Annotated in this window: 8 protein-coding genes; 5 read left to right on the forward strand and 3 right to left on the reverse strand. The window is 66.9% G+C overall.

The window, feature by feature from the left end:
- Positions 1-1,557, reverse strand: a 1,557-nt coding sequence (locus JMF90_RS15630; protein ID WP_201325214.1) for an acid phosphatase, incomplete at its 3' end; no start/stop codon positions are given.
- 220 nt (positions 1,558-1,777) lie between these two features.
- Between JMF90_RS15630 and JMF90_RS15635 the strand changes: the two genes are divergently transcribed.
- From JMF90_RS15635 to JMF90_RS15645, 3 genes are all read left to right on the forward strand, one after another.
- On the forward strand, positions 1,778-3,136 hold the full coding sequence (locus JMF90_RS15635) for a cytochrome-c peroxidase (protein ID WP_201316826.1): 1,359 nt from the start codon (positions 1,778-1,780) through the stop codon (positions 3,134-3,136).
- A gap of 123 nt (positions 3,137-3,259) precedes the next feature.
- Positions 3,260-3,646, forward strand: coding sequence for a hypothetical protein (locus tag JMF90_RS15640; RefSeq protein WP_012328329.1), 387 nt, complete (start codon positions 3,260-3,262; stop codon positions 3,644-3,646).
- 11 nt (positions 3,647-3,657) lie between these two features.
- Positions 3,658-4,128 carry an NUDIX hydrolase gene (locus tag JMF90_RS15645; protein ID WP_011545186.1) on the forward strand — a complete coding sequence of 157 codons (471 nt, stop codon included), beginning with the start codon at positions 3,658-3,660 and terminating at the stop codon, positions 4,126-4,128.
- Positions 4,129-4,266: 138 nt separating this feature from the next.
- On the opposite strand, the gene JMF90_RS15650 is transcribed toward JMF90_RS15645, so the two are convergent.
- Positions 4,267-5,976, reverse strand: a complete 1,710-nt coding sequence (locus tag JMF90_RS15650) for a glutamine--tRNA ligase/YqeY domain fusion protein (RefSeq protein ID WP_054927633.1) — start codon at positions 5,974-5,976, stop codon at positions 4,267-4,269.
- Between the two features lie 254 nt (positions 5,977-6,230).
- On the opposite strand from JMF90_RS15650, the gene JMF90_RS15655 reads away from it, so the two are divergent.
- A complete protein-coding gene (locus tag JMF90_RS15655) occupies positions 6,231-6,440 on the forward strand; it encodes an ornithine acetyltransferase (RefSeq protein ID WP_006497729.1) in 210 nt (69 codons plus the stop codon).
- Between the two features lie 195 nt (positions 6,441-6,635).
- Positions 6,636-7,184 carry an alpha/beta hydrolase gene (locus JMF90_RS15660; RefSeq protein WP_201316827.1) on the forward strand — a complete coding sequence of 183 codons (549 nt, stop codon included), beginning with the start codon at positions 6,636-6,638 and terminating at the stop codon, positions 7,182-7,184.
- Between the two features lie 96 nt (positions 7,185-7,280).
- Here JMF90_RS15660 and JMF90_RS15665 read toward each other — a convergent pair.
- On the reverse strand, positions 7,281-7,548 hold a 268-nt coding region (locus tag JMF90_RS15665), incomplete at its 5' end, for a CoA transferase (protein WP_201325215.1).

A 7,548-nucleotide genomic window follows, 5' to 3' on the forward strand; every position in this document is an offset into this window, starting at 1 on the left:
CGTCAGGTCACCCATCGGCTGCGCGCCGTTCGCCTTCAGCGCGTCGTCGCGCTGCTGCAGGCCCGCGAGGCGCGGCAGCGAGAAGCGGCGCGTGATGAAGCGCAGGATCGAACCCGTGTCGTACTGCGTGTGATCGACGAAGCCCTTCTTCGCATACGGCGACACGATCAGCGCGGGAATGCGGGTGCCCGGGCCCCAGCGGTCGGCGTTCGGCGGCGTCGCATGATCCCAGAAGCCGCCGTTTTCGTCGTACGTGACGACCACGACCATGTTCTTCCACTGCGGGCTGGCCTGCAGGTGCGCGATCACGTCGGCGATGTGCTGGTCGCCGGACGTGACGTCCGTGTACCCCGGGTGCTCGTTCAGGTTGCCTTGCGGCTTGTAGAACGTGACCTGCGGCAGCGTGCCCGCATCGATCGCCTTGATGAACTCGGCGCCGTTCGCGCCGCCGTCGAGCAGGTGCTGCGCGCGGCTCGCGGTGCCCGGCGCCTGGTTCGCGAAGTAGTTGAACGGCTGGTGGTGCGGCTGGAAGTTCGGCGTCGACAGGTCGGCGCCGTAGATCACGTTCGACGTGCCGTTCTGGCTCGCCTGCAGCGCCTGGCCCCACGCGCCGGAATACCACGCCCACGACACGCCCGCGTTGGTCATCAGGTCGCCGATGTTGGTCGCCGTCTGCGGCGGCATCGTCGACGGATTGGCCGGGTCGGCGAGCAGCGGATCGCCGCCCGCGGCCGCCTTGTTGCCGCTCGGCTGATACGCCGGCTGCATCGTGTTGATGCCGTAGAAGTCGGGCGTGAGCGCGCCGTCGTTGACGAACTTCGGCGGGCCGCTCAGCGCGGACGCCGGCGAATTCGTCGCGACCTTCAGCGATTTGCCGTCGGCGTTCAGCACGGCGATCTTGCCGGCCGCCGGGCTCTTGTCGGCATTCGCGTAGTACGGCGCGCACGCGCAGATCAGGTACTGGTGGTTCAGGAACGAACCGCCGAACGCGCCCATGAAGAAGTTGTCGGCGAGCACGTACTGCTGCGCGATCTTCCACAGCGGCAGCTTCGACGGATCGGCCGTGTAGTGGCCCATCGTCAGGCCGCCCGCGTCGGTCCAGGCGGCGTACATGTCGTTCTTGCCGCCGTTGATCTGCATCTGGTCCTGGTAGAAGCGGTGCACGATGTCGCGCGTCGCGATGCTCATCGACTGGTTGAAGCCTTTCGGATCGTCGATCGCGAACGGCGCGTTCGGCAGGTTCGCCGTCATCGCCTCGGTCACCGCCGGCGTGATGCCGGTCGCGGTGAGGCCGCCCCAGATCTTCGGCAGCGTCGCCATCGTCGAGCCGTCGCGATCCTTCTGCACCGAATTCGCGGCCGTCGCGTTCTGCAGGCCGTTCGCGCCAGGGAAGTTGCCGTACAGGTTGTCGAAGCTGCGGTTTTCCGCGTAGATCACGACGACGTTCTTGACGGCCGACAGGCCCTGTTGCGTGACGTCGTCGCCGCCGCAGGCGGTCAGGCTGAGCGCGGCCGCGAGGGCGATCGGCGTGTAGCGAATCCAGGCGTGCTTCTTCATGCGATGTTCTCTCTCATTCGTCGTTGGTCGCGTGTGGGAACCGGGTGGCGGGAGGGCCGGCGTGCGAACCTCGCGGTACCGCCCGGCTGCGCGCATTATCTGGAACCGATTTGACAGCCGGGTGTAGGGACGCTTTCAATTGACTGTCGGTTGAACGTCATCCAACGGTCACGGAACTGACATAAGCTCCGGCCGATTGCCCACCGCTACCAGAACAACGATGCACACCCTTCTGAAATCCTTCGCGTCCGCGCGATCGCTGATTCCCGCTGCGGCGACGCTCGCGATGGTTGGCGCGCTCGCGGCGCTGGCTGGTTGCGATGCGCAGCCCGGCACGAGTGCGTCGGCCGCGTCCGTCGTACCGGCGGCGCAGGCCGCTCCGGCCACTCCGGCCGCCCCGGCGGTCGCGCCGGCCAGCCAGCCGCAGACGCGTGCGCAGGTGTTCGAGGGCGTGAAGCAGATGACGGCGCTCGGCAAGCAGCTGTTCTTCGATCCGTCGCTGTCCGGGTCCGGCAAGCTCGCTTGCGCGTCGTGCCACAGCGTCGAGCATGCGTTCGGGCCGCCGAACGCGCTGTCGGTGCAGCTGGGCGGCGACGACATGCACCGTACCGGCTTTCGCGCGGTGCCGTCGCTGAAGTACCTGCGCGGTATCCCGCCGTTCAGCGAGCACTTCCACGATTCGCCGGACGAAGGTGACGAAAGCATCGACGCGGGGCCGACCGGCGGGCTGACCTGGGATGGTCGCGTCGATACGCGCGATGCGCAGGCCCGCATTCCGCTCACGTCGCCGTTCGAGATGAGCAGTTCGCCCGCGCGGGTCGCGAAGGCGGTTCGCGCAGCGCCGTACGCCGACGCGTTCCGCAAGGCGTTCGGCGACCAGGTGCTCGGCGACGACCGGGCGACGTTCGATGCGGTGCTGCGCGCGCTCGACGCATTCCAGCAGCAGCCGGCGCTGTTCGATCCGTACACGAGCAAATACGACGCGTATCTGGCCGGTCACGCGCAGCTCACGCCCGCGGAGTTGCACGGCCTGCAGCTGTTCAACGACGAGAAGAAGGGCAACTGCGCGAGCTGCCACATCAGCCAGCGCACGCTCGAAGGCGGCCCGCCGCAGTTCAGCGATTTCGGGCTGATCGCGATCGCGGTGCCGCGCAACCGCGCGCTGCCCGTCAATCGCGACCCGCGCTTCTACGATCTCGGCGCCTGCGGCCCCGAACGCACCGACCTGAAGGGCCGCGACGAATTCTGCGGGCTGTTCCGCACGCCGTCGCTGCGCAACGTCGCGCTGCGCAAGACGTTCTTCCACAACGGCGTGTATCACTCGCTCGAGGACGTGATGCGCTTCTACGTCGAACGCGACATCCATCCGGAGAAGTTCTATCCGGTCGTGCACGGCAAGGTGCAGATCTACGACGATCTGCCGAAGCGCTACTGGCCGAACATCAACCGCGAAGCGCCGTTCGACCGCAAGCGCGGCGACCAGCCGGCGCTGAACGCGGCCGAGATCAAGGACGTGATCGCGTTCCTCGGCACGCTGACTGACGGGTATCAGCAAACGGCCGCGTTAGCCAAGCCCTAGAGGCGTTCATTACAGCACGCATGCTATGCTCGCTCGCTGACGGGCGTGGCGCATACCGGAGGGCCGGCCCCCGGTCCGCCGGCATGCGCCACGCCGTTCGATCGAACATCCAAGGAGAAAAACATGTCGATGCGTGCATCCCTTTCCATCGTCACGCGTGTGCTGGCCGGCGCCGCGTGCGCAGCCGCGATGCTGCCCGCCCATGCGCAGAACAACCTGAATTTCCTGAACGACACGCCGATCAGCTATTTCAGCAAGACCGATCGCGCGTCGCTCTCCAGGGCGGTCGTGCAGGCGCGCGACGAAGGCAAGGACGGCGAAACCACGACGTGGCAGAGCAACGGCCGCGGCACGCAGATCGACGCGAAGCTCACGCCGAGCACGACCGAGACGGACGGCAAGACCTGCCGCGAAATCGCGACCGAAATCACCGCGAAGGGCCAGACGATGACGCTCAAGCCCGTCTACTGCAAGACGGCCGCGGGCAAGTGGCAGCTGCAGAAGCGCTGAGCACGCGCATGATGAAGCGGGGCGGCGCGCCGCGCACGGTGTCGTGCGGCGTCGTGATCCTCGATACGGCCGGCCGCGTGTTCCTCGCGCACGCGACGGACACCACGCACTGGGACATCCCGAAGGGGCAGGGCGAACCGGGCGAGACGCCGGCCGACGCCGCGCTGCGCGAACTGCTCGAGGAAACCGGCATCGAGTTCGCGCCGGCACGCTTGCTCGATCTCGGCCGTTTCGCGTACCGGCACGACAAGGACCTGCACCTGTTCGCGGTGCAGGTGGCCGAAGGCGAGATCGATCCCGCGCGGTGTACGTGTACGTCGCTGTTTCCGAGCCGTCGCGACGGCTCGATGATTCCCGAGATGGATGCGTATCGCTGGACCGTGCCGGGCGACGTCGACACCTATGCGAGCCGCAGTCTCGCGCGGCTGTTTCGCACGAAGCTGTCGCTGGCGGAGCTGCATCGGCGGTTGTCGGGCGCGTGAATGAGCGCCGCCGCTGTCGCTGCGGCCATCCGTCCTTCGGCGCACGCCGATAAAAAAACCGGCCCTCGAGCCGGTTTTTTTCATGGGCAGGCAGCGGGGCGGCTTGCGAAGCCGCACGCCGCCGCGTGCAGCAGGCCGTCAGGCCGGCTTGCCCCAGCTGTCGCGCAGCCCGACGATCCGGTTGAACACCGGCTTGCCCGGCTTCGAATCGACACGGTCTGCAACAAAGTAGCCGTGGCGCTCGAACTGCAGGCGCGTTTCCGGCGCGACGTCGCCGTTGCCCGGCTCGACGTACGCCTGCACGATCTTCTTCGAATCGGGGTTCAGCGCCTCGAGGAAGTTCGCGCCGCCCGCGTCCGGGTGCGGCTCCTTGAACAGGCGGTCGTAGATCCGCACTTCGGCCGGCTGCGCGTGCTTCGCGCTGACCCAGTGGATGTTGCCCTTGACCTTGTACGTGTTCGCGCCTTCGGTGCCCGACTTGCTGTCCGGGAAGTAGTTGCAGTGCACGGCCGTCACGTTGCCGTCGGCGTCCTTGTCGAAGCCCGTGCACTCGATCACGTAGCCGTAGCGCAGGCGCACCTTGTTGCCCGGGAACAGCCGGAAATAACCCTTCGGCGGATTCTCGACGAAGTCCTCGCGCTCGATCCACAGCTCGCGCGAGATCGGGAACGTGCGCACGCCGCGGTCCGGATGGTGCGGATGCACGGGCGCCGTGCAGGCTTCCTCGAGGTCTTCCGGATAGTTGTCGATCACGAGCTTCAGCGGATCGAGCACCGCGACCGTACGCGCGGCCTTGTCGTCGAGGTCGTCGCGCAGCGCGCCTTCGAAGATGCTCATGTCGATCCACGAATCGATCTTCGTCACACCGATCCGTTCGCAGAACAGATGAATGCTTTCCGGCGTGAAGCCGCGGCGGCGCACGCCGACGATCGTCGGCATCCGCGGGTCGTCCCAGCCGTCGACATGGCCTTCGGTGACGAGCTGCAGCAGCTTGCGCTTGCTGGTGATCGCGTACGTGAGGTTCAGCCGCGAGAATTCGATCTGTTGCGGCAGCGGGCGCGTGAACACGCCGGCTTCCGCGAGTTCGTTCAGCACCCAGTCGTACAGCGGGCGGTGATCCTCGAATTCGAGCGTGCACAGCGAATGCGTGATGCCTTCGAGCGCATCCGAGATGCAGTGCGTGTAGTCGTACATCGGATACACGCACCATGCGTCGCCGGTGCGGTAATGGTGCGCGTAGCGGATCCGGTAGATCACCGGGTCGCGCATGTTCATGTTCGGCGACGCCATGTCGATCTTCGCGCGCAGCACGTGCTCGCCTTCCTTGAACTCGCCGGCCTTCATGCGGCGGAACAGGTCGAGGTTTTCTGCCGGCGTGCGATCACGGAACGGCGACGGCTTGCCGCCTTCGGTCAGCGAACCGCGGTTCGCGCGCATTTCGTCGGCGCTCTGGCTGTCGACGTACGCCTTGCCGCGCTGGATCAGCAGCTCGGCGAATTCGTACAGCTTGTCGTAGTAGTCGCTCGCGAAATACTGATGATCGACCGCGTCCTTGCGCCAGTCGAAGCCGAGCCAGCGCACCGCGTCGACGATCGAGTCGACGTATTCGACGCTTTCCTTTTCCGGGTTCGTGTCGTCGAAGCGCAGGTGGCACACGCCGCCGTAGTCGCGCGCGACGCTGAAGTTCAGGCAGATGCTCTTCGCGTGACCGATGTGCAGATAGCCGTTCGGCTCGGGCGGGAAGCGCGTTTCGACGCGGCCGCCCCATTTGCCGGTGCGGTTGTCGTCGTCGATGATGTTGCGGATGAAATTGGAAGCCGCGGGGGCGTCGTTGCGTTCGGTGCTCATGCGGTTGGCGTCAGGGTTGTGTCGGCGCGTCGCGCCGGTTTAATCCTGTAATTCTACCTGACCGGGGTCCGTCCCGCGCGGCCTGCCGGTCGGCTGCCCTCGGTTCGCGAGGTGTTTCGCAATATATCGAGTGTGTGTCGGCTGTAACACGACGTAAATCGGATTGCCGGCACCGTTCGGGTTTTCCTATGATCGCTTTACCGATTCAATGCCGCCATTCGCAATTTTTGCCTGGCGGGAGGAAGCCAATAATCATGATGAAGAAGACCACTTTTCTCGTTCGTACCGCGGTGATCGTCGCGGCCCTGTCGCAACTCGGCGCATGCGCGATGACGCATACGCAACGCAATGCCGGGATCGGCGCGGCCGCGGGCGGCGCGCTCGGCTACCTGATCACGGGCGGCCCGGTCGGCACGGTGGCCGGCGCAGCGGCAGGCGGCTTGGTCGGCGCCGGCGTACGCTGATCTGCCACGCCGGCTGGCGCCCGCGACGCGGGCGCCGCTGCATGCCGACCGGTCGTGACGCCTGCCTGAGCGCGTCACGACCCGCTCGAAGGTCACGCACATCCCCCGGATTTTGACAGGCACCATCAGGGAGAGGCGGGTGTGCGACACTGCGTCGACGCTACAACACGATTCCATTCGTCGACGAATCCTTCCATGACCGACCCCGTCGTTTTCGTCCTGCCGGGCTATGCCAATTCGGGCCCGCTCCACTGGCAAAGCCGCTGGGAGCGCGCGGATGCGCGCTTCTCGCGGGTCACGATGCCTGACTGGAACCGCGCATTCCGCAATGGCTGGTGTCTCGCGCTCGACCGGGCGGTCGAAGCCGCGCGCGGGCCCGTGCTGATCGCCGGCCACAGCCTCGGCACGCTGACCACCGCCTGGTGGGCGACCCGCTATGCACGCCCGGCCGCGCTCGCGAAAGTGCGCGGCGCGCTGCTCGTCGCGTTGCCCGATCCCGCCGGGCCGGTGTTTCCGGCAGAGGCACACGGCTTCGGCCCGGTGCCCCACGAGCGGCTGCCGTTTCCCACCTGTGTCGTCGCGAGCAGCGACGATCCGTACGGTTCACTCGCGTTCGCACGCGGCTGCGCGAACGCGTGGGGCAGCACGTTCCATGACCTCGGCCCGCGCGGCCACATCAACGCGGATAGCGGGCTCGGCGACTGGCCGCAAGCGCGCGGCTGGCTCGACGCGCTCGGGCGTTAGTCAGCCTGCCGGTCGGGCGCGGGTCGCGGCCGTGTGATCCCGTCGTTGCACGCCACGTGCGCCCGCAGCCGCCGCGACGCCGTCACCCGAATCGCGTCAGATCGCCTGTTTCGCCTTCAACGCGGCGATCCGCACGTCGTCGTAGCCGAGCATGTCGCGCAGCACGTCTTCCGTCTGCGCGCCGAGCAGCGGCGGGGCCGTGCGCGCATCGGGCGGCGTCGCGCTCATCCGGATCGGGTTGCGCACGAGCTTCACGTCCGCGCCGCACGGGTGCGGCAGCGACACCTGCATCCCGCGCGCGACCACCTGCTCGTTGTCGAACACCTCGTCGAGATCGTAATAACTTCGTATAGCATACATTATA

This window comes from Burkholderia sp. E168m23 (assembly GCF_016586125.1).
In the GTDB taxonomy this organism is placed as follows: Bacteria; Pseudomonadota; Gammaproteobacteria; order Burkholderiales; family Burkholderiaceae; genus Burkholderia; species Burkholderia orbicola.